This is a genomic window from Actinomadura sp. NPDC000600, assembly GCF_040492135.1.
Classification (GTDB): domain Bacteria; phylum Actinomycetota; class Actinomycetes; order Streptosporangiales; family Streptosporangiaceae; genus Spirillospora.
Window position 1 is genome coordinate 121274 of the sequence record NZ_JBEUPD010000022.1, and the last position, 20916, is coordinate 142189.

Sequence of the window (20916 nt, forward strand, 5' to 3'; positions counted from 1 at the left end):
GCCGTGGGAGATTCCAGCATAAACCGGCCAGGAGCGAACGTTCTCTCCTAGGGTCTGTGCACGTGGAGCCCCAGACGCCGCAGGCCGAGCCCGCCCCCGCCCATCCGCCGCTGGAGGCGCTCGCCGTCCAGCCGCTGCTGAACCGCGACTACGAGGCCCGCCCCGCGGCGTTCTACGAGCGGCTGCGGGCGGAGTACGGCCCGGTCGCTCCGGTGGACGTCCTCGGGGTCCCGGCCTGGCTCGTCATCGGCTACACCCAGACGCTCGACATCCTGCGCGACGCCCGCGGGAACTGGAGCCGGCGGGTCGGCAACTGGCGCGCGTACCGGGAGGGCGCGGTCCCGGCGGACTGGCCGATGCTGCCCGTCGTCGAGTCGGACAACTGCGGGTTCCGCGACGGCGCCGAGTCCACCCGGCTGCGCGGCGCCTGGAGCGAGGGGCTGCGGCCGTTCCAGGACCGGGGCAGGCCGGAGGCGAAGGCCCTGGAGCAGGCCGTCCGGCGCTACGCCGACGAGCTGCTCACGGTGCTGGCGGAGAGCGGCGGCCGGACCGGGTGGGCCGACCTGTCGGCGCAGTACGCGCGGCCGCTGCCGCTGATGGTGATCGGGCGGCTGCTCGGCTCGGGCGCCGACGGCGGCGACGAGCTGATCATCGATCTGTGGCGGGTGATGGACGCGGGCCCGGACGCCCAGGAGGCGTCCGCCCGGCTGATCGCGCGGGTCGCGGACCTGTGCGCGGCGCGGGCGGCGGACCCCGGCGACGACCTGCCGTCCTACATGCTCGCCGCCTTGCCGGACCTGACGGCCGAGGAGCTCACCGGCGAGATGGCGATGATGACCGGCCTCGTCGGCGACGTGACCGGGACGCTGATCTGCAACACCATCGCCGAGGTGCTCATAGGGGAGACCGGCGCCCGCGACAGCCTGTCGGCCGGGATGCTCCAGGAGGCGATCAACCGGGCCGCGGCCGCCAACCCGCCGATGGCGAACCTGGCGTTCCGGTGGGCCAAGGCCGACGTGCGCCTCGGCCGGTTCCAGATCGCGGCCGGCGACCCGGTCATGGTCTCGCCCGCCGCCGCCCACCTGGACCCGGCGTTCGCGGCGGGCGGCGGACCGGACTCGATCTACAGCTCGCGCGCCCACCTGGCGTGGAGCGCCGGCCCGCACGCCTGCCTCGGCCGCGACCTCGCCACCACCATCACCGCGATCGCGGTGGAGCGGCTGTTCGACCGGTTCTCCGAACTGCGGCTCGCGCTGCCCGCCGACCAGCTCCCGTGGCGCTCGTCCCCGCTGATGCGCGGCCTGCGGTCGCTGCCGGTCACCTACGAGCTGGCCGGGGACCCGCCGGAGCCGCGGTCCTCCCCCGCCGCCGAGGCCGAGGAGGCGACGGATCAGGAGGAACCGAGCGAGGGCGGGCAGAACTCGCTGGTGCGGCGCGTCCTGCGGATGATGCGGCTCGGGCAGTCCTGACCGGGGGCCGGGGCGTCACAGCGCGCCGGCGTCCTCGATCCCGTCCAGCTCCACGGTCCACACGCCGTCCATGACCTCGGACAGGGTGAGGCTCAGCACCGGCCCGGAAGGCCCGTCCTGCGCGGTCCACAGCCGGAAGGCGACATGGAAGGCGCGCTCCGCGCCCGAGACCTGCTCGACCCCGGTCGTCTCCAGGTCGGCGAAGGCGCCGTCGGGCGGGCTGATCAGGTCGCGCCCGGACGCGGCCACCGCGGCGGCCGTCTCCGCCGCGCTCAGCCGGCGCCCCTCGGTGAGGGTCTCGAGCTCCTCGTACTCGCCGCGGACCAGCAGCCCGACCACGACCCGGACCGCGTTCACGCCCTCTTCCGGCAGCATGCGCCACACCGTACCGCGCGCCCGCCATGTGATCGCCCGCATGTTTGGCAGTGCCCGCCCGGGAACGCTCAGTCCGGTAGGCGCGCAAGGAGGACGAAGATGCCAGACCAGAGCGACAAGCACGGCGCGAAGCTGGACGATGAGATGGGCCGCGAGACGCAGGGCATGGTCAGCGGCCACCACCCCACGCACGCCGAGGAGTTCAAGGAGACCGAGCCGTTCTCCAACGACTACCCCGCGGACCCGACGGCGCCCGCCGCCGGGGACCGGGAGGGCTCCCCGCCCGGGATGAGCGCGCAGGACGTGGAGGGCCGCAGCGCCCTCGCCCGGATGCTCAGCGGCGTCCGCTACCCGGCCCGCCCGAACGAGCTGGTCCGCCACGCCGCCGAGGGCGGTGCGCCGGACCGGGCGGTCGACCAGCTCCGGACGCTGCCGAAACGCGAGTACGAGAACGTCGCCGACGTGGCCGAGGAACTCGGCTACGGCCGCGAGGAGCGGCGCTACTGACCGGAGCCGCACCGGGGAAGCAGCGGGGTCCGGCCGCCCATCGCGGCCGGACCCCGCTGCTTCGTCGGAAGCGCCTCGTCAGCGTCCGGTCCCCGTCCCGTCCTCGCCCGGAACGGTCTCGCTGGGCCTCGGCTCGTGGGCGGGCCGGTCGGCGGGTCGCCCGCACCACTGGCTCAGCGCGTCCCGGATCGCCGCCGCGCGCCGGTCCGGCGCCGTCTCGTCGGTCGCCCAGGCGACGTAGCCGTCCGGACGCACCAGCGCGGTCGTGCGGGTGGCGCCGCCGGCGGGCGCGCAGTGCACGCGGCCGGCCCACCGCTTGGCCGCCAGGTAGGTGACCGCGGGGTCGTTGGCCGCGACCACCAGCACGAACCGTCCGTCGGCCAGCAGTTCGTAGAGCCTGCCGGGGTCGCCCGCCAGCGGCACGTCAGGGGCCCGCCGCCCGGTCAGGGGATGCGACCCGCGCGGCGCCGGGTAGGCGAGGTCGATACCGGAGACGGCGCCCGCGATCCGCCGCGCGACGGGCGGCACGTGGGTCGCCGCGTACGCCGCCGCGGCGCGGGCCGCCCGCAGCGAGCGCGGCTCGGCGAGGGCGAACCGCAGCAGCGCGCCGCTCCTGCGCAGGACGAGCCTGCCGACGGGATGCCGCTCCTCGTGGTAGCTGTCGAGCAGCCATGACGGCGCCCAGCCGCGCAGCTCGGCGGCCAGTTTCCAGCCGAGGTTCGCCGCGTCCTGCATCCCGGTGTTCATGCCCTGCCCGCCCGCCGGCGAGTGGACGTGCGCGGCGTCCCCGGCGAGGAAGGCCCGGCCCACCCGGTAGCGCGGGACCTGCCGCTCGTCGCTGTGGAACCGGGACGTCCAGCGCGGCTCCCCCATGCCGAGGTCGGTGCCGAGGGCGCGGCGGGTCACCTCGCGCAGCTCGTCCATGTCGACGGGCTCGGAGTCGGGCGCCTGACGGCGGCGGTTCCACGCGATCACCCGGTACCAGCCGTCCCCGAACGGGGCGAGGAACGCGAACGCGTCGCCGACGGCGCCCACGCTGAGCACGTCGGCGGGCGCCCTGTCCAGCCGGACGTCGGCCAGCATCACCGACCGCACCGCCGCGCGGCCGGGGAACGGCAGCCCGAGCGCCTCCCGGACGGTGCTGCGGACCCCGTCCGCGCCGACGACGTAGGACGCGCGGAGCGTGCGCGTCCCGCCGCCGGCGTCCCGCACGTCGACGTCCACGCCCGCCGCGTCCTGGCGGAGCCCGACGGCCTCGGCGCCGTGCACGATCTGCGCGCCGGCGGACAGCGCCCGCTCCCGCAGGACGCGTTCGGTCTCGTACTGCGGGGTGACCAGGACGTACGGGAACCGCCCCGGCAGCCGCGAGAGGTCGAGGGCGGTGGAGCCGAGCAGCCGCAGCCTGCTGACGCGCGTCCCGGTCGCGACCAGCTCCTCGGCGACGCCGCGCGCGTCCAGCATCTCCAGGCTGCGGGCGTGCACGGCGAACGCCCGCGTCAGGTTGGTCGTCTCCTCGGGACGGCGCTCCAGAACCGTGCAGCCGATCCCGGCCGCGGCGAGGTCACCCGCCAGGAGGAGGCCGGTCGGTCCGGCCCCCACGATCAGCACGTTCCCGGTCGGCCTGTCGGTGGGCGGCATCGCGCTCCCCTCTCGCTCGGCAGCCGGCGGCTCGGACGCCCGCGCAGAAACACTTCCCACGAACCGCCGCGCCTCACACGGCGGGAGGCCCTGGCGCGGCGGGAGTTCTCAGCCCTGGACGCGGCGGTCGCGCCCCGCCCACTCCCGCTCCCGGAGCTGGAACTTCTGGATCTTCCCGGTGGAGGTCTTGGGCAGCTCGGCGACGAACTCCACCTCGTCCGGGGCCTTGTACCGGGCGAGGCCCGCCCGGACGTGCTCGACCAGTTCGGACTCGGTGGCGGTGCGGCCGTCCCGCAGCACCACGAACGCCTTGGGGCGCTCCCCCCACCTGTCGTCCGGCACCGCGACCACGGCGACCTCCAGCACGGCGGGATGCGAGTCGATCGCCCGCTCGACCTCGACCGTCGAGATGTTCTCGCCGCCGGAGATGATGATGTCCTTGGAACGGTCGCGCAGCTCGACGTAGCCGTCGGGGTGGCGGACGCCGAGGTCGCCGGAGTGGAACCAGCCGCCGCGGAACGCGTGGGCGGTGGCCTCCTCGTCCCGGTGGTAGCACTTCATGACGTTGTTGCCGCGCATGACGATCTCGCCGAGCGTCGTCCCGTCTGCCGGGACGTCGTTCATGTCGGCGTCGACGACCCGCAGCCCGTCGGTCTGGATCATGCCGACGCCCTGCCGCGCCAGCAGCCGGGCCCGGTCGCCCGCGGGCAGCCCCGCCCAGCCGGGCTGCGGCTCGCACACCGAGTACGGCCCGTAGGTCTCCGTCAGCCCGTACACGTGCACGATGCCGGCCCCGAGCCGCTCCATCTCCCCGATGATCGTCGGGCTCGGCGGCGCGCCCGCCGTGGTGACGGTCAGCGGCCGCTCCAGCGGGTGCGCCTCCGGCGCGTTCGCGATCGTCACCAGCACGGTCGGGGCGCCGTTGAGGTGGGTGACGCCCTCGGTGTCGATGAGCCGCCAGATCTCCCCGGCGACGACGGCGCGCAGGCAGACCTGCGTCCCGCCGATCGCGGCGAGCGCCCACGGCGTGCACCAGCCGTTGCAGTGGAACATCGGCAGCGTCCACAGGTAGACGCTCTCGGGCGTGTGCCGCGAGTGCACGACCTCGCCGAGCGCGTTGAGGTAGGCGCCGCGGTGCGTGTAGACGACGCCCTTCGGCCGTCCCGTGGTGCCGGACGTGTAGTTGATCGAGATGGCGGCGTTCTCGTCCTGGACCGTCCAGGGCAGCGGGTCGTCCGAGCCGCGCGCCAGCAGCTCCTCGTAGGAGATGCCGCCGACCGCCGGGTCGGGCTCGGCGCCGGCCGCGGGAACGGTGACCACCGGCGGCAGCCCGGCCGCGACCGGCGCCACGGACGGATGCAGCCCCGCGTCGACCACCAGGGCCTTCGCGCCCGAGTGGTCGAGGATGTAGCGGATCTCGTCCGGCGCCAGCCGCGTGTTGATCGCGACGAGGACCGCCCCGGCGAGCGGCACCGCGAAGTGCGCGACGAGGAGCTCCGGGACGTTGGGCGCCAGGTAGGCGACCCGGTCCCCCGGCTCGACTCCGGAGGCCCGCAGCGCGTTCGCCAGCCGGGTCGCCTCGGCGGCGAACTCGGCGTAGGCGACGCGCCGGTCCCCGTAGGCGTAGGCGGTCTTGGCGGGGAACACCTGGGCCGACCGTTCGAGGAACGCGAGCGGGGTGAGCGCCGTGTGACCCGGGCCGTTGTCCATCGGGAGCCTCCGGTGCCGTCGGATGTGGCCTGCGTCTCCAGGATCCCACGCGCACCCGCCCCGCACCGGGACGCCGGGCTAGCCGCCCGCGTTGCGGGTCAGGACGGAGACGGCCCTGACGGTGGCGTAGCCCCGCCACTCCAGTTCGGCGGCGGGCGAATAGGAGGCGAAGTCGACCAGCCACCCGCCGTCGTCCTGCTGCATGCCGTCGAGCCGCCGCAGTTCGGCGGCCACGATGTCCGCCTTGAAGAGGGAGCGGGACGGACGGTCCGGGTAGGGCGCCAAGTCGAGCGGGCGCAGCGACTCGTCCTCCAGGCCGCCCTCGACATGGAGGAGGCCGTCGTCCGGGATGTGCTCGCCGAGCAGGGCGATGGCCTCGGTGTCTTCGACGGCGTCCGCCAGCCAGAGGGCGAACTCAACTTCCAGTGCGTGCATCGTGTCCTTGGCGCGCATGGCGTCGAGGCAGTAGCGGGTGGCGCGGTCGAGCCAGGGATGCCGGGCGACCGCCGTGTCGTGGACGGCGACGCGCTGCGCCATGGCCGCGACCACCGCGGTGATCTGCAGCGAGGACGTCCCCGGGTCGGCGCCGGTCCAGAACGGCGCGCAGCCTGCGGGGTCGGGGATGGGCAGGGCGAACGGAAGGCCGCCGTCCGGCAGCGTCACCGAGCCCAGCCAGTCGCAGAGGGCGGCCGCCTCCGGCGCCGTCACCGGGGCCAGTTCCTCGAAGACCTCGAACGCGTGCAGCGCGGGGCCCGGCTGGCTCGTCCGCGACCGCAGGTCGGGCTCCAGCCCGTGGCCGTATCCCCCGTCGGGGTTCCGGTAGGCGTTCAGCGCGGCGAGCAGCGCCTCCCGGTCGCCCTCCCCGGTCAGCAGTTCGAAGCGTCGGCGGTCCAGAGGACGCGCGTGCATGGCCATGAAGTCGGTCGCCTTGGTCAGATCCATGACTCCAGCGTGGCCCTCGCGGGCACACCCGTCTTGTAGATTCCGGCCATCACCAGGTAAGGAACAGCTCCTTCGGCGAGCGGTGGATCAGGCTCGGAAGCATCTCCACCGGTTCCTCGACGCGCAGCCCCGGCAGTCGCGCGGTCAGCTCCTCCAGCGTGACGCGGACCTGCTCGCGGGCGAGCTGCGAGCCCGGGCAGGCGTGGACGCCGTGCCCGAACGCCAGGTGCCGCGCCGGCTCCCGGGTGATGTCGAACTCGTCGGGGCGGTCATGGGCGCGCGGGTCGCGCCCGGTCGAGGCGAAGGCGACGAAGACCGCCGCGCCGGCGGGCAGGTCGGTGCCCGCCACCCGCACCGGGCGGGTGGTGACCCGCCGGAACCCCTGGATCGCGGTGTCGTAGCGCGCGGCCTCCTTGACGGCCGCCGGGATCAGCTCCGGCCGTTGGCACAGCAGCTCCCACTGCTCCCGGTTCCGCAACAGGTGCAGCACCGTCGTGCCGATGAGGGCCGTCGTCGTCAGGTGCCCGGCCAGCAGGATGTTCTGCAGGTTGGAGATGAGCGTGCCGTGCGGCTCGATCGCGCGGGCCATCTGGCCGCACAGGTCGTCGCCCGGCTCCCGGCCCTTCACGTGCTCGTCCAGCACCCGCTTCATGCCCGCGACGTGCTCGGCGGCGGCGACCTGCTCCTCCGCGCCCATCGGCCGGAAGACGAGGTCCTCCGCCCGGTAGCTGCCCTCGATCAGGGCGGGCACCTCCTCCGGGTCGATGCCGAGCATGTGCCCGATCACCTCGCCGGGCAGGACGCGCGCGTACCGTCCCATCAGCTCGACGCGGCGGTCTGCGGCGAAGGAGTCGACCAGCTCCCGCGCCCGCCGGGTGATGAACGGGACGGCGGCGGCGACCCGGTTCGGCGAGAGCCCGCGCGTCAGCGGCCCGCGCAGCCACCGGTGGTCGTCGCCGTCCGCCGTGACCACGACGGGGCGGCCCTGCGGAAGCGCCCGCAGCACGGCGAGGGCCTCGGGGCCCGGCACCACGTCCGGCCGCAGCGCGTTCGCCGAGGAGAACGTCTCCGGGTCGCGCAGCACCGCCCGCACGTCGGCGTGCCGGGCGACGAGCCAGGCGTCCAGTTCCGGGACGAAGGTCAGCCCTTCGGCCTCGCGCGCCCGGGCGTAGAACGGATAGGGATCGGTCCGGTCGAACTCCACGGCGCCCCCTCCAGACGACTGGTCCACCGTAGGAAATCGGAATGCGGCGCGGAAAGCCTCCGGCCTAGCCTGGCCGGATGGACGTGAGTTTCGAACGGACGGGTGAGCGCCGGTACGCGACCGTCGTCCGGCTCCCGGGGCGGAACCCGCGCCGGATGGATCCCGCCCCCGGCTACGACGACCACATCCCGCACGACCTCGTCCACTACCTGGTCGAGGCGGAGATGGGCCTCGCGTCCGGCGTGTTCGGGCGGGCCGCGGCGGGCGGCGGCGACTTCGCCGAGACGGGCGAGACGCCCGGCGATCCGCGGCGGCGGGCCAGGGAGCAGCGCCGGCTGAAGAAGCGGGAGGCGTTCCTCAGGCGGTCCGACCACGGCGACATGGCCAGGTCCGAGCACCTGGCGGGCCTGTGCGACCTCGCCTGGCGCCGCCGCGCGGGCGCGCGGACGCCCGCGTGGGCCGACCGCCGGCCGATACCGCCCGAGGACCGGCCCGCCGTCGATCGCGTCCTGGCCCGGCTCGACGAGCTGGCACCGCTCTGGCACGACCTGCCCGTAGGCGGATCGCTCACCTTCACCTGGCCCCGGACGGCCCCGAACTCCCTCAGCCCGCGCGCAGCGACAGGCCCAGCGTCCTGAACTGCTCGACGGGGCGGTGGTAGCCGCGCTCGATGTGGTGCACGCCCCTGAGCGTGGACGGCCCCTCCGCGACCGCAGCCGCCAGCACGGCCGAGAACCCGGCCCGGATGTCGGGCATGGTCACGTCCCCGCCGCGCAGCTTGCTCACCCCGCGCACGACCGCCGAGTGCAGCGCCGCCGTGTCGTGGTACCGGCAGGCCGGACCGCCCAGGCAGGTGTCGTAGACCTCGATCTCCGCGCCCATGCTCTGCAGCGCCGGGACGTAGGCGAGCCGGTTCTCGTACACGGTCTCGTGCAGCACCGACATGCCGTCCGCCTGCGTGAACAGCACCATCAGGGGCGTCTGCCAGTCCGTCGCGAACCCCGGGTGCGTGTCGGTCTGCACCGCCGCGGGGCGCAGGCCGCCGGGCGCGGACGCCATGATCCAGTCGTCGGTGATCTCGAACTCGGCGCCCATCCTGGTCAGCGTCGTGATGGCGGTGACGAGCCGGTCCTGCGGGCACCCGTGCACCCGCACCTCGCCGCCCGTCACCAGGCCCGCGACCAGGTAGGAGAACGCCTCGATCCGGTCGCCGCCGAGCCGCGTCTGCGCGCCGCTCAGCCGCTCGACGCCCTCCACGACGATGCGCCGGTCGGGGGCGAAGGAGATCCGCGCCCCCATCCGCTGCAGGAACAGCGCCAGCTCGGTGATCTCCGGCTCGGTCGCCGCGTTGCGGATGACGGTCTTGCCCTCGGCCCGCACCGCCGCCAGCAGCACCGTCTCGGTGGCGCCGACGCTCGGGTAGGGCAGTTCGATGCGCGTCCCCACGAGCCGCGTGGCGTGCGCGTGGATCCCGTCGGCCGCGAGCGACACCTCGGCTCCGAACGCCCGCAGCGCCTCCACGTGGAAGTCGACCGGCCGCCGCCCGATCGGGTCGCCCCCGACCAGCGGCACGAACGCCTCGCCCGCCTGGTGCAGCAGCGGCCCCAGCATCAGGATGGGGATGCGGTTCAGGCCGGTGAACGCCTTGCCGACGCTCGGGTCCGACACGGGCCCCGGCACGACCGTCACCTCGCCGCCGGACCGCTCCACGGTCATCCCGACGTGCTCCAGCATGCCCGCCGTGATGCCGACCTCGCCGACGTCCGGCGCATTGCTGATCGTGCTCGGCCCGTCCCCCAGCATCGCGGCGACCATGTGCTTGCTGACCGCGTTCTTCGCGCCCCGCACGGTGACGTCCCCGCGAAGCGGCCCCGACGGCTCGATCTGCCAAAGCTTCTCAGTCACCCGAGCAGCCTACGGCGTCCGGGAGCCCGGCCCCCCGATTTCGCCGCAACCCCGGCACGCTCCGCTCCGTGCGGGCGACCTCCGCCCACACGCAGGTGCCGCCGCCCTCGCGCCGCACGCCCCACCGCTCCGCCACCGCCGTGACGATCAACAGCCCGCGCCCGCCCTCCTCCTCGTCCCCGGGCGCCCGCACCCGCGGCTCCCCGCCTCCGCCGTCCGTGAGCTCCACCCGGACCCGCTCCCCGTCCCCGGTCAGGACGAGCGCCATCCGGTCCCCCGCGCCGTGCTCGACCGCGTTGGTCGCCAGCTCGCTCGTGATCAGCTGGACGTCCTCCGCGCCGATGCCCTCCATCTCCAGGGCTCCGTCCACGTACCGGCGCAGCAGCGCCACGGACGATGCGTCCCGGTCCACCGTCAGCGCGCCCAGCACCACCATGCTGCCCAAGCCGCCCTCCCATTTCCGACACTTCCTGAATTACTCCGCGCCACCTTCCGCAACGCGACCAGCGCAAGCATGGACAACCGGGCCAGGACGCATCCGCCGACCACCGGACAACGGGAATTCCTCCAGCGGGAATTCTCTGATCTTGGCGTTCCCGCCCCGCCCGCGAGCCGGTCGACACACAATGGAATCGAACGGCCACGGAGGGAGAGCGACAATGTCCGCTGAACCGACACCGGATGTGCGGACCGTGCGCCTCGGCCTCGAACTACGCCACATTCGGCTCGAACAGAACCTCACCCTGCAGAAGGCTCACAAACTGCTGCGGCGCTCCGTCTCCTCGATCAGCCGTATCGAGAAGGGCCAGGTCAGAATCCCCGAGCGCGACCTTCCTCCCATCCTGGACGCCTACGGGATAACGGACCCGGCCCGCCGCGAAGCCCTCCTCGGCCTCACTCGCCGAAACGACGCGAAGGACTGGTGGCAGAGCTACCGCGACGTGCTCGTCGTCTACCCGACCTTCATCAGCATGGAGAACGAGGCCACCCGCATCCGAGCCTTCGAATGCGTCTTCCTGCCAGGCCTCCTCCAGACCCCCGAATACGCCTGGGAGATTTTCGCGGCGGGCGTTCCCGGCCGGTCGCCCCTCGAGACCAAGCGTCTGACCGACGTCCGTATCAAGCGGCAACAGATTCTCGACCGGGCCGCTCGCCCCGACGTCCATGTCATCGTCGCCGAGAGCACCCTGCGGCAGAGCGTCGGCGGACCCGAGGTGATGCAGCGGCAATTGCAACACGTGCTGACCGAAATCGACGGCGGGCGGGTCGGCCTCCAGGTGCTGCCCTTCACCGCCGGCGCCCATCCTGCATTGGGCAGCTTCAACATCCTCACCGTCCCGGCCCTCGGCGGCGATATAGTCCATATCGACGAGACGAATCAGTCGCGGTTCGTAGACGACGGTGCGGCTACGCGCCGTTATCTCGACGTCTACGAAAGGCTCCGCGCCGCCGCACTCTCCGAGGACGATTCGAGGCAGCGGATCGAGCATCTGGTCTTCGAGTCGCAAGCTCAGGCGAAGGGAAGACCGAGGCGAGCATGACCGGACGAGACCTCTCCCGACTCGACTGGCGCAAGAGCACGCGAAGCGGCGGCGTGGACGACAACAGCTCGTGCATCGAAGTCGCGTCGATGGGCGGCCGTTCCGTCGCCGCCCGCGACTCGAAGGACCCGGACGGGCCCGTCCTCCATTTCGACGCCCACGACTGGGCGTCCTTCCTCACCCGGCTCAAGCAAGGACGCACCCGCTAGATGATGCGGCCGTCCGACGAGGTCCTGGCGTGGGCCGCCGAGGTGTCCGGTGGGCCGGTGCGCGCCGTAAGGCGCCTCGCGGGCGGCACGCATGCCGCAACGGACCTGCTCGAAACACCACGCGGGCAGGCGGTCCTGCGACGCTTCCCGCCCGGCGACACCGCCGCCGCCGTGAACGAGGCCCACGTGCTGGACGTCCTCGACGGCCTGGACGGCTGGGCGCCGCGCCTCCTCGGCGCCGATCCGGAGGGTGCGCGTGTCGGGCTTCCCGCCGTCCTGATCAGCCGACTCCCCGGCCGTGCAGACATCACGTCCATGGAACCCGACGCCGCGGCCGTGCAGCTGGGCCGCGTCCTCGCCCGCCTGCACGCCACCCCGGCCGCGCGGTTGACAGGCTTCCGCGATGGGATGGCGGCGGCCAGGGCCTTCCCAGGCTCCGCGCCTGGCACAGCGCTCCTGGCGGCCCAAGGGAATCGCCTCGCCACGGCCGAACGCGTCCTCACGCATTTCGACTTCTGGGCGGGCAACGTCCTGTGGGAGGGCGGCACCCTCACCGGCGTGGTCGACTGGTCGGGCGCGTCCCTGGCGCCGCGCGGCTTCGATGTCGGCTGGTGCCGTCTCGACCTCGTCCTCCTCCATGGCCCGGCCACGGCCGAGGCCTTCACCGACGCCTACCAGGAGGCGGCAGGCGAGCTCGTCCCTGACCTTGCCTTGTGGGACGTGTTCGCCCTCACCAACTCGTACCGAACCGTCGAGACCTGGCTTCCCAACTACACCGACCTGGGACGCACGGATCTCACCTCGAAGGACCTGCGCGAACGCCACACGGTTTGGACCGAGGAGCGCCTCTCCCGGGCTTCGCAAAGCTGACCGGCCGTTGAAGAGCCCACGTGGGCTCTCGCATGACGCCGTTCGCCGTGACCGTCGCCTGGGTCAGGGGCGGTCGGCCAGGAGGTTGGCGGCGAAGCCGAGGAAGGCCACGCCGCTGAGCTGCTCCATCCGCCGCCGGAACGACGGGCGCCGCAGGCGCTCCCCCATGGCGGCGGCCGCGCCCGACACGAGCCAGAACCAGACCGCGAGCTCCACCACGTCGATCGCGGTGAACAGGATCGTCGTGCCGAACACCGGCGCGCCGTGCGGCATGAACTGCGGGACGAGGCTCATGTAGAAGACGCCCGCCTTGGGGTTCAGCAGATTGGTCCCGACTCCCGCGCGGAACGCCGCACGCCATCCCGCGACCACGACGGGCTCGGGATGTTCGACCTCGTCCTTCCTTCTGGCGTGCCAGAGGGCCGTCGCCCCGAGCCACACCAGGTAGGCGGCGCCGCAGACGCGCACCACGTTGTATGCCACATGCGAGGCGGTCAGCAGCGCGGTCAGCCCGACCGCCGTGGCGAGTCCCCACACCGCGCATCCGGCCATGATTCCGAGCGCCGCGGCCAAGCCTCGGCTCCGTCCCTGCGCGACGGAGGTCCTGAGCACCAGGAAAGTGTCGAGCCCCGGCACCACGTTGACGATCAGCGCGGCGACGGCGAAGGCGAGCGCGGCCGTGATCATGAGCGAATGCTATATCGCTCCTTACGGCCGCACCACGCCCTCGACGATCAAGCGGTCACAGGATGCCCCGCGCGGCGAACGCCGCCTGTGCGGCCTTCGCCGCTTTCGCTCCGTAGAGGCGCTGGGCGGCGGCGACGGTCGCCTCGGCGGCGGCCTTGAACGAGGTGTCCGGCGCGAACGCGAACTGCGCCTCGACGATCAGCGTGCTCGCCTGGGTGTCGCCGAGCGACTGCCGGATGTCCCAGAGGGCCCGCGACCAGATCTCGCCGTCGGCGTGGACCTCACCGCGGACGTCCTCGGGGTAGTGCTTCGTCCCGTCCAGCCTCCGCAGGCAGTGCGTGGGCCCGGACGTGTAGGACACCGAGTCCCAGTCGGCGACGCACGGCTCCGGGGTCTTGGTCGGCGTGCCGGTCGCCCAGCTGGTGACCGCCACTGCCAGGTAGTCGCCGAACGCCTCCCCGATCGATCCGGACTCCAGGTTCGTGCCGAACCCGGTGACCTGGCCGTCCTGCACGGAGTGGCCGTACTCGTGGATGACCACCTCGGCGTCCTCGGCGTCGTCGATCCCGCCCTTGCCGAGCGTGATGTTCGCCTTGTCGGGGCGGAAGAAGGAGTTGTCGCCGCCGTACTGGTTGATCCGCACCTCGATCTGCCGCTGGTTCACGGGCCGGAGCCCGGACCCGAACCCGAGGTGCTGCAGGTACCGCTGCGCGGTCGTCACCCAGTAGTAGCCCATCACCTGCTCGAACTGGTCGGAGTCGCGGTGGTAGGCGGGCAGCGCGCCGCCCTCGATCCGGGCGGCCTTGCCGGTCTCGCTCTTGACCCGCGCGTACCGCCCGGTGAGCGACCCGGACCCGTCGAGGTCGGTGAGGGTGACCTGCCGGTAGGCGGGCGCGAGGGCGGCGTAGTCGGCGTCCTTCGCGTCGGTGAGGGACTGGTCCCCGAGCTGCTGGACGGGGTTGGGGTAGAAGACGGTCCCGGTGGCGGTCGCGCCGGAGTCCGCGGCGGACGCCGCCGGCAGCGCGGCCACGAGGGGAAACGCGGCCACGGCCGCGAGGGCGAGGCGTCGTGTGTTACGCATGGGCGGACGGTACGGCCAGGTCCGGTGCGGGGACAGGTCCAATCCGTGCCGTGTCCAAGTCTGTCTGGCATCGCCTGATCGCGGCCCCGAACACTGGCGAAGTTTGTGCTGGTGCCACCGCCAGTGGCGGGAGTAGCACGGTGTTCCGGCTCGACGGCAGGTCAGGGCGCCGAGGCGGCTGGCCGCCGCGAGCCCCTCGATCTCGATCCAGACGTACCTGGCGCCGTTCCCCGACGGGGTCGCGGGCGTGACCCCGTCCCGCCTCGGCGGCCTCCTGGTCCTCACCGGCGCCGCGGGCATCGCGGGCGGCCGTCTCGGCGGCGCCCTGGTCGACCGCTTCGGCCCGGTGAGGACGTTCGCCCTGGCCGTCGCCGCCTTCACCGCGGCGGCTCGGGTTCGCTGCCGCTCGCTGCGGCGGCCTGGGCGCTGGGAGCGCTGGGCCTTTTCGGACTCGCCCGGGGCGGCGCGCCGGAATCCGTCCCGGGGAACGGGCGCGGCGCCGCCGAGGACCGCGGTGCGAGCGTCTGATCCGCCGGCCGGCGGCCGCGCCGGTGCACGTGTGTGGGTTGGCGCCGACGCGACCATGATTCCGGCCATGGCCGGGCGGTCCAATTCTGCCGCATCCCACGTTGCACAAGCGTTGCGCGGGCCCCAGATGTCGCGGACGCCACATGCACCTCACCCCGGGTTGACGGGGACGTGCGTGTCGCGGAGCTTCGGGGCAGACAGGTGACCACCCCAGCGACATCCGCGAGGAGCGCCGTGCCGTCGACCGATCACCCGCGATACCCGTTCCCCTGCCAGGACGTTCCGGTCGACGGGGTCCGTCCCGACGATCCGATGGGACTGTCCCCTCTCTACGACGGGCTCGCGCCCGTCGCCCGTGTCCGCCTCCCGGAAGGGCACGAGGCGTTCCTGGTCACCGGGCACAGGGAGTGCCTGCGCGTCCTGCGCGAGCAGGACACGTTCCGCCGTGCGGGAGCCGACGCGATCCCGCCCTACCCGCCCACTTCCCCGACGATGCTGGCGCGGGACGGCCGTGAACACCGCGTGCACCGCGACCTGGTCGGCAACGCGTTCGCGCCCGCCCGGATCGACCGGTACCGGCCGACCGTCGACCGGCTCACCACCGCGCTGCTCGACTCGCTCGTCCAGGCGGGCGGTCCGATCGAGGTCAACGAGCAGCTCGCCCTGCCCCTCACCCTCGGCGTCATCGGCGGCGTGATGCACCTGCCGGACGACGACCTGCCGCTGTTCCGGAGGTGGGGCGACATGTTCCTGTCCACGGGCGCCGACCGCGCCGCCGAGAACGAGCGCGCGGTGCTGGAGATGAGCGGCTACATGGCCGAGCGCCTCGGCGGGCTCATGGCGGACGCGGAACCCGGCTCCGAGGAAGGCGGCCTGCTCTCCGTGATCGCCGCCAACGCCGTCCGCCGGCGGACCGGTCTGGAGGAGGCGGCGCTGCTGGCGGCGAGCGTCGTCGTCGCGGGATGGGAGACGACGGCCGCCGCGATCGCGGGCTTCCTGTTCCGGCTCCTCACCACCCGGGAGGACGGCGGCGACACCCTCTACCGCCTTCTCGCGGCCCGCCCCGACCGCATTCCCGGCGCGGTCGAGGAACTGCTGCGCACCACTCCCGGCACCGCGTTCGAATCCGCGCAGCCGCGCCGGGTCGCCCGCGAGGTCGAACTCGGCGGCGTCCCGCTGCGCGAGGGCGACCTGGTGATTCCGGCGGTCGACCGCGCCAACCGCGACCCGGGCGTGTTCGACGGCCCCGAGCGGATCGACTTCCAGCGCGCCCCGAACCCCCACCTCGCCTTCGGAGCCGGTCCCCACGTCTGCCTCGGCGCCCCGCTGGCCCGGCTGGAGCTGAACACCGTCCTGCGCGAGCTGACCCGCCGCTTCCCGGACGCGCGGCTGCATCACGCGCCGCACGACGTCGTCTGGAACACCGTCACCGTGATCCGTCACCCGGCCGAGCTCTGGCTCGACCTCGAACCTCCGCAGCGGGACGGATGACCGTAGGCTGACCTTATGATCAACCCCGCGCCCGACTGGGAAGCGCGCATGGCCGCCCTGTGGGACGCCTTCGACGACCACACCCCCGAGGACTTCCTCGGCAAGGTCGAAGCCCTGACCGGCGAGCTGCCGCCCGGCGACGCCGTCGCCGAGTACGAGCTGGCCTCCGCGCACGACGCCCTCGACCACGAGGCGGAGGCCGCCGACCACTACCGGCGGGCCTTCGCCGCGGGGCTTTCCGGACCGCGGCGGAGGCAGGCCGTGATCCAGTACGCCAGCACGCTCCGCAACCTCGGCCGGGCCGACGAGAGCGTCGCGCTGCTGACCGCGGAACGCGAGGCCGGCTCGGACGAGCTCGACGACGCCGTCACCGCGTTCCTCGCGCTCGCGCTCACCGACGTCGGACGCGAGCGGGAGGCGGCCGGGCTCGCGCTGGGCGCGCTCTCCCGCCACCTCCCGCAGTACAACCGCTCGCTGTCCGCCTATGCGAAGGCCCTCGCACAGGACGGCCCCGGCCTGCGCCCTTAGTGCGGCGGCTCCTCACGCTTCGCGCGGACGTCCCGCCGGGCCTGGACCAGCAGCCGGTCGGCGTCGGGCGCGTACCCCCACGCGCGTTCGGGCGGGCTGGTGCGGCCGACCCGGCTGAGATGGCGCCGGGCCCGGTCGTGGTCGCCGGCCCGGTAGAACACCGCACCGAAGAAGTGGTGGGCCTCCAGGTTCCTCGGATGCGGCCGATCCCCGGCGAGCCAGCGGTCGGCGGCCGCCACGAGCGCGGCGTGCACCGAGGGCCGGGCCAGGTAGCGGTTCAGGTCGTCCCAGGTGCCGATCTCACCGCCGATCTCCAGGTGCGCCACCGCCAGTACCGCGGTCACCGGGTCGCCCGGCTCGGCCGCGGCGACGGTCGCCTCGGCGAAGTCCAGCACCTCGGCCTCCGAGCCCCACCACTTCTTGCACAATGCCTGGGAGCGGGAGACATGGCCCGCGTAGAGGGACGGGTCGCGCTCCGTCAGCTCACGCCAGATCCGGTCCAGTTCGTCCCGTCCGAGCTGCATGCCGATGCCGTACCACTGGAGGCTGTCCCAGGGGACGGGGTCCGCGGGAAGCAGCTCGGCGGCACGGTAGAGCGGCGGGCCCGCGAGGGCGAGCAGCCGCCAGAACCGGCCGAACCGTTCCGCGTCGACGTGCTCCGCGCGTTGGGCGCTGCGCGCCTCCCATGCCTCGGCGACCCGGGTCGCGCCAAGCCACAGGCACAGGTCCGGGTCGTCGGGATCGTCCGCGTACAGTCGCGTGAGCCGCTCGGCCTGTCCGAGCGCGGCGTCGGTGAGGCCATCCATGTAGAGGCTGCGGGTCTCGGCGTCGTCCCGGGTGCGTGCCAGCAGTTCCAGGCCCGCGCGCAGGTCGCCGCCGCGCACCTTCGGCAGCGCCGCCGCCAGCGCCTCGTCCCGCCAGGCCGGCCGTCGCCGCCGCGACCTGATCCTGCCGGGCAGCCCGAAGAGCGCGGCCACCACGCCGGGTGAGGCTTTGCCGGTCTCCTCAGGATCGGCCGAGGAGGCGCCGTCGCCCGGAGACGGGATGCGGTCGTCGGGGCGGGCCGGCTTGCGGACGACCAGCTCGGCGGGGGCGTACCGGTCGATCTCCGCGACGGCGGCCGTGCCGGAGCGCCAGAGGTTCGGCTCGACCCCGACCGTCACGCCGTCCAGGCCGATCAGCGCGCGTGCCCCGTCCGGCCACGCGAACACCGCGGCGCACTGGTCGAAGCGCACGGTCGCCATGATCGGGCCGGTCAGCGAGGTGGCCCCCTCAGGGCCGACGATCAGGCCCTGCTGGACGTCGCCGGCCCGGGTGTGGACGCGGCCCTCGACCGCGACCATGGAACGGGTCGGGGCCGGGGCGAAACGCGCCCCTTGCGGCTCTTCGCCGTGCGGAAGCATCAGGAGCGCGGTGTCCAGGACGGCGCGGCCGACCTCCTGGACGTCCTCGGGCCGCACCGCGTCGAGCTCCGCCAGGGCCTCGTCCGTCGTCAGCAGCGGGGCTCCCAGCAGTTCGGCAAGGCACCGCCTCATCGGCTGCGAGGCGCGGGCCTCGTCGGAGCCCGTGCGGGCGCGTCGCGCCGCGACTACCTCCGCGAGTTCGGCCGCGTCGACCGGCTCGGCCGCGATGCGCCCGATCTCCCCGCAGAACCGCTCCGCGAGTTCCGGGCGCACCTCGGCCAGACCGTCAGCGAACGCGAGCAGTTCCACACCGTCCCCGGTGCTCGATGAGAAGTCGACGCTCGTCGTGTAGCTCAGCGCGTTGTCCCTCCGCAGCACCCGGTGAAGGCGGCGGCCGAGGACGTCGGCGTAGACCCGGGCGGCGGACGAGCGCGGCACGATCGCGCTCAGCGCGACACCGTTGACGTCGGCGTTGAAGTAGGCGGGTGTCCGGGGCAGGGCGCTCGTCGGTTCCGGGACGGGCCGCCGTTCGCCCTCGGGAAGCGGCAGCGTCAGCCCCTCGGGCGGCGGGCCGCCGACGATCGCCAGTGCCGCGTTGTTCTTGGTGAACCAGCGCGCCGCCCACTCCTGGACGTCCTCGGGGGTTAAGGCGGTCAGACCGTGCTCGTCGTAGGCGGGCAGGCCATAAGTGGCGGCTCCGTAACGCCACAGCAGCAGCTGGCCTTGCAGCCCTGCGTCGCGTCCCTCGGCCTCGGTCCGCAGGATGTTCTTCTCCGCCTCCAGACGGTCCATGGGAAGCGCGCACAGCGATTCGCACACGGTCGTCAGAAATGAAGCGATCTCCGCGGGCTCGCCATGGGTGACGAACATGGTGGTCACGGCGTTCACGACGCCGTTGTGGTGATAGTCGGAATCGCCGACCGCATGCAGCGCCAGATGCTCCACCAGGTGGGTGAGCCCGCCCCGTGCCAGGGTCTCGTCGGCCCGCCCCACGCGGAACACCAGCGCCGCTCGATGGTCGTCGTCGCCCGGCGCGCCCTTGCTCCAGAACACGGGAACGCCGTCGATCTCGGTACGTGTAACGTCCAAATGATCTCCCTCTCCAGGCCGCAAGATCGTACAATTCGCGGGTGCCGAAAAAGGTTGCATATCGGTATCGGGTGCCCTTCGCCACGTCCTGGCGCGCGTATCTGATTCCGGCTTGGCCCGTGGTCCTGCTCGCCTTGCTCACCGCGCTGTTCTGGGGGACGCACCACGCACTCCTCACCGCGAGCACGGTCGACGCCGTCCGGTCCGGAAACGTCCCCGACGACAGCCGTCCGGTGCTCTGGGTGGACGAGGGTCTGCGCTATCGCGTCCACGTCGTCGGAAGCGCCGCCGACCCGGGTTCCTGCGCGCTGGCCGGGCAGAACGGCACCTATCCGCTGACGCTGGACCGCGTCCGGCACTCCGGCGACTCCGCGGAGATCAAGGGATACCGATGGGTCGGGGCGTTCCAGGCCCCTGCCACCGACTACGTCGCGGTCGCATGCGACCGCTCCAACGAGGCACTGCGAATCCAGGTGGACGCGCCTGGAACCGGCCTGCTCGTGGCCCTGCTGGTCCTCTGGCCGGTGCTCCTCATCTGGGCGGTGGCCAAGATCTGGCGAATCCGGCGGCGGAGCACACGACGCACGCTCACCCATCGCCCACCGGAGCCGCCGGCCACCGTGTCCGAGGCGGCCCTGGCCGCCGGTGACCGGACCCAGACCACGGTCTACTTCCGCAACGGCACCTTCGTCCCCGCCGGAACCCGCGAGGCCGACTCTGCGGCCGACTTCGCCAAGGAAAGACTGGCAGCCCGGCGCGACCCGCGCGATTTCCGAACCGCCCCAGCCGGCGACGGCGGATGGCTGGTCACCTTCCCCGACCTGACCGTCTACCTGACCCAAGACGAGACCAAGCACTCCGGGACAGCCGACCTCGGCCGCCACGCCCTCGCCAAGATCAGTTTGGACGCCCGCACCCCCGAGGTAGCACGCACCCGCAAGCCCGAGACCCCCGCCACCCGAACCTGAAACGCGGTAGGACGACCGGCGCCGCCCCTCCTAGGGGTGGCGGATGACTGGCACTGGACCGCGGAAGGGTCAGCCGCCATGCCCGGCTCGCGCGGTAACCGCGACGCACGCGCCACGGCCCTTGCGTCCCGTCGCCATCGCCCCCCTCCCGCCGACCACTGACGAGCTCAGTCGGTCGGCGCTCCACGAGCGCGGGACCTGACACCACCCAGCGAACCCGTCCCGTCGACGAACCCCGCCTCGCCGGTGGAATGATCACGTCATGCCAGACGAGTTACAGTCACCAGTCACCAGTCACCAGTCACCGACCGGGCTACCGGCGACGTTGCACCTGGTCGAGGGCGAGAGCAAGGGCGAGGGCGAGGGCGAGTCCAGCCCAAACCAATCTCGCCCTGAGCTACCCCCCGCGATACGGGAGCCCCTCCCGGGACTGGACATGGTCAGCGGTCTCGCACCGTCCACCACCCAACTCCACCGAGAGTCGAACCCCACCCTTCACGGCCAGGTCAGCGCCGGCGAACGGCACGCCACCGCAGAGCCGCCGGCGACCGCGCCCCACGCGTTCGTTCGTCTCAACAGCACTCAGCTTGAGAATCGACCCCGAAAAACGGCGGCTACTGCAATCCCGATGAAACAAGAAAGGCCCCGCCGTGATCGGCGGGGCCTTCCCCAATAAGTGTCCGGCGGCGTCCTACTCTCCCACACGGTCTCCCATGCAGTACCATCGGCGCTGAAGGGCTTAACTTCCGGGTTCGGGATGGGACCGGGTGT

General features: G+C 73.1%; 19 protein-coding genes and 1 rRNA gene. 9 read left to right on the plus strand and 11 right to left on the minus strand.

Going from position 1 to position 20916, the window contains the following annotated elements:
* Nucleotides 1–62: 62 nt before the first annotated feature.
* Nucleotides 63–1469 carry a cytochrome P450 family protein gene (locus ABWI07_RS28575; protein WP_353820336.1) on the plus strand — a complete coding sequence of 469 codons (1407 nt, stop codon included), beginning with the start codon at nucleotides 63–65 and terminating at the stop codon, nucleotides 1467–1469.
* 15 nt (nucleotides 1470–1484) lie between these two features.
* On the opposite strand, the gene ABWI07_RS28580 is transcribed toward ABWI07_RS28575, so the two are convergent.
* Complete coding sequence (locus ABWI07_RS28580) at nucleotides 1485–1844, minus strand: DUF7668 domain-containing protein (RefSeq protein ID WP_149264694.1); 360 nt, start codon at nucleotides 1842–1844, stop codon at nucleotides 1485–1487.
* Between the two features lie 99 nt (nucleotides 1845–1943).
* Here ABWI07_RS28580 and ABWI07_RS28585 point away from each other — a divergent pair, with 99 nt between their 5' ends.
* Nucleotides 1944–2351: a DUF2795 domain-containing protein gene (locus tag ABWI07_RS28585; RefSeq protein ID WP_353820337.1), complete on the plus strand. Its 408-nt coding sequence runs from the start codon at nucleotides 1944–1946 to the stop codon at nucleotides 2349–2351.
* A gap of 78 nt (nucleotides 2352–2429) precedes the next feature.
* Here the strand turns inward: ABWI07_RS28585 and ABWI07_RS28590 are convergent, their stop codons facing one another.
* The 4 genes from ABWI07_RS28590 to ABWI07_RS28605 form a co-directional block, all read right to left on the minus strand.
* Nucleotides 2430–3989: an FAD-dependent monooxygenase gene (locus ABWI07_RS28590; protein ID WP_353820338.1), complete on the minus strand. Its 1560-nt coding sequence runs from the start codon at nucleotides 3987–3989 to the stop codon at nucleotides 2430–2432.
* A gap of 108 nt (nucleotides 3990–4097) precedes the next feature.
* Nucleotides 4098–5699: an acyl--CoA ligase family protein gene (locus tag ABWI07_RS28595; protein ID WP_353820339.1), complete on the minus strand. Its 1602-nt coding sequence runs from the start codon at nucleotides 5697–5699 to the stop codon at nucleotides 4098–4100.
* Nucleotides 5700–5777: 78 nt separating this feature from the next.
* Nucleotides 5778–6641: a hypothetical protein gene (locus ABWI07_RS28600; protein WP_353820340.1), complete on the minus strand. Its 864-nt coding sequence runs from the start codon at nucleotides 6639–6641 to the stop codon at nucleotides 5778–5780.
* Between the two features lie 49 nt (nucleotides 6642–6690).
* On the minus strand, nucleotides 6691–7845 hold the full coding sequence (locus ABWI07_RS28605; RefSeq protein WP_353820341.1) for a cytochrome P450: 1155 nt from the start codon (nucleotides 7843–7845) through the stop codon (nucleotides 6691–6693).
* 77 nt (nucleotides 7846–7922) lie between these two features.
* Here ABWI07_RS28605 and ABWI07_RS28610 point away from each other — a divergent pair, with 77 nt between their 5' ends.
* Nucleotides 7923–8483 carry a hypothetical protein gene (locus ABWI07_RS28610; protein ID WP_353820342.1) on the plus strand — a complete coding sequence of 187 codons (561 nt, stop codon included), beginning with the start codon at nucleotides 7923–7925 and terminating at the stop codon, nucleotides 8481–8483.
* Here ABWI07_RS28610 and murA read toward each other — a convergent pair.
* Both murA and ABWI07_RS28620 read right to left on the minus strand, forming a co-directional pair.
* Nucleotides 8449–9750, minus strand: a complete 1302-nt coding sequence (gene murA / locus ABWI07_RS28615) for a UDP-N-acetylglucosamine 1-carboxyvinyltransferase (protein WP_149264687.1) — start codon at nucleotides 9748–9750, stop codon at nucleotides 8449–8451. The two genes, ABWI07_RS28610 and murA, sit on opposite strands and share 35 nt — an antisense overlap.
* Nucleotides 9743–10186, minus strand: a complete 444-nt coding sequence (locus tag ABWI07_RS28620; protein WP_353820358.1) for an ATP-binding protein — start codon at nucleotides 10184–10186, stop codon at nucleotides 9743–9745. The genes murA and ABWI07_RS28620 overlap by 8 nt, the downstream gene beginning before the upstream one ends.
* A 223-nt stretch (nucleotides 10187–10409) precedes the next feature.
* Here ABWI07_RS28620 and ABWI07_RS28625 point away from each other — a divergent pair, with 223 nt between their 5' ends.
* From ABWI07_RS28625 to ABWI07_RS28635, 3 genes are read left to right on the plus strand one after another with little or no spacing between them, the layout of a single operon-like run.
* Nucleotides 10410–11291, plus strand: a complete 882-nt coding sequence (locus ABWI07_RS28625) for a helix-turn-helix domain-containing protein (RefSeq protein ID WP_353820343.1) — start codon at nucleotides 10410–10412, stop codon at nucleotides 11289–11291.
* Nucleotides 11288–11500 carry a DUF397 domain-containing protein gene (locus ABWI07_RS28630; protein ID WP_353820344.1) on the plus strand — a complete coding sequence of 71 codons (213 nt, stop codon included), beginning with the start codon at nucleotides 11288–11290 and terminating at the stop codon, nucleotides 11498–11500. Before ABWI07_RS28625 ends, ABWI07_RS28630 begins: the two co-directional genes overlap by 4 nt.
* Nucleotides 11501–12370 (plus strand): phosphotransferase family protein, encoded by an 870-nt coding sequence (locus ABWI07_RS28635; RefSeq protein ID WP_353820345.1) that lies wholly within the window; start codon nucleotides 11501–11503, stop codon nucleotides 12368–12370.
* Nucleotides 12371–12433: 63 nt separating this feature from the next.
* Here ABWI07_RS28635 and ABWI07_RS28640 read toward each other — a convergent pair whose 3' ends face one another.
* On the minus strand, nucleotides 12434–13057 hold the full coding sequence (locus ABWI07_RS28640) for a LysE family translocator (protein WP_353820346.1): 624 nt from the start codon (nucleotides 13055–13057) through the stop codon (nucleotides 12434–12436).
* A 55-nt stretch (nucleotides 13058–13112) separates the two neighbouring features.
* Nucleotides 13113–14138 (minus strand): M4 family metallopeptidase, encoded by a 1026-nt coding sequence (locus ABWI07_RS28645; RefSeq protein WP_353820347.1) that lies wholly within the window; start codon nucleotides 14136–14138, stop codon nucleotides 13113–13115.
* A 762-nt stretch (nucleotides 14139–14900) separates the two neighbouring features.
* Between ABWI07_RS28645 and ABWI07_RS28650 the strand changes: the two genes are divergently transcribed.
* Both ABWI07_RS28650 and ABWI07_RS28655 read left to right on the plus strand, forming a co-directional pair.
* Nucleotides 14901–16157 (plus strand): cytochrome P450, encoded by a 1257-nt coding sequence (locus ABWI07_RS28650; RefSeq protein ID WP_353820348.1) that lies wholly within the window; start codon nucleotides 14901–14903, stop codon nucleotides 16155–16157.
* A gap of 15 nt (nucleotides 16158–16172) precedes the next feature.
* The gene (locus tag ABWI07_RS28655) at nucleotides 16173–16685 is read left to right on the plus strand and encodes a tetratricopeptide repeat protein (RefSeq protein WP_353820349.1); all 513 of its coding nucleotides are present in this window, start codon (nucleotides 16173–16175) and stop codon (nucleotides 16683–16685) included.
* Here ABWI07_RS28655 and ABWI07_RS28660 read toward each other — a convergent pair.
* Entirely contained in the window at nucleotides 16682–19177 is a 2496-nt protein-coding gene (locus ABWI07_RS28660) for a hypothetical protein (RefSeq protein WP_353820350.1), read from the minus strand. The two genes, ABWI07_RS28655 and ABWI07_RS28660, sit on opposite strands and share 4 nt — an antisense overlap.
* Before the next feature lie 71 nt (nucleotides 19178–19248).
* Here ABWI07_RS28660 and ABWI07_RS28665 point away from each other — a divergent pair, with 71 nt between their 5' ends.
* Nucleotides 19249–20145, plus strand: coding sequence for a hypothetical protein (locus ABWI07_RS28665; RefSeq protein WP_353820351.1), 897 nt, complete (start codon nucleotides 19249–19251; stop codon nucleotides 20143–20145).
* A 678-nt stretch (nucleotides 20146–20823) separates the two neighbouring features.
* Here ABWI07_RS28665 and rrf read toward each other — a convergent pair.
* A 5S ribosomal RNA gene (rrf, locus tag ABWI07_RS28670) occupies nucleotides 20824–20916 on the minus strand; the annotation flags it as partial.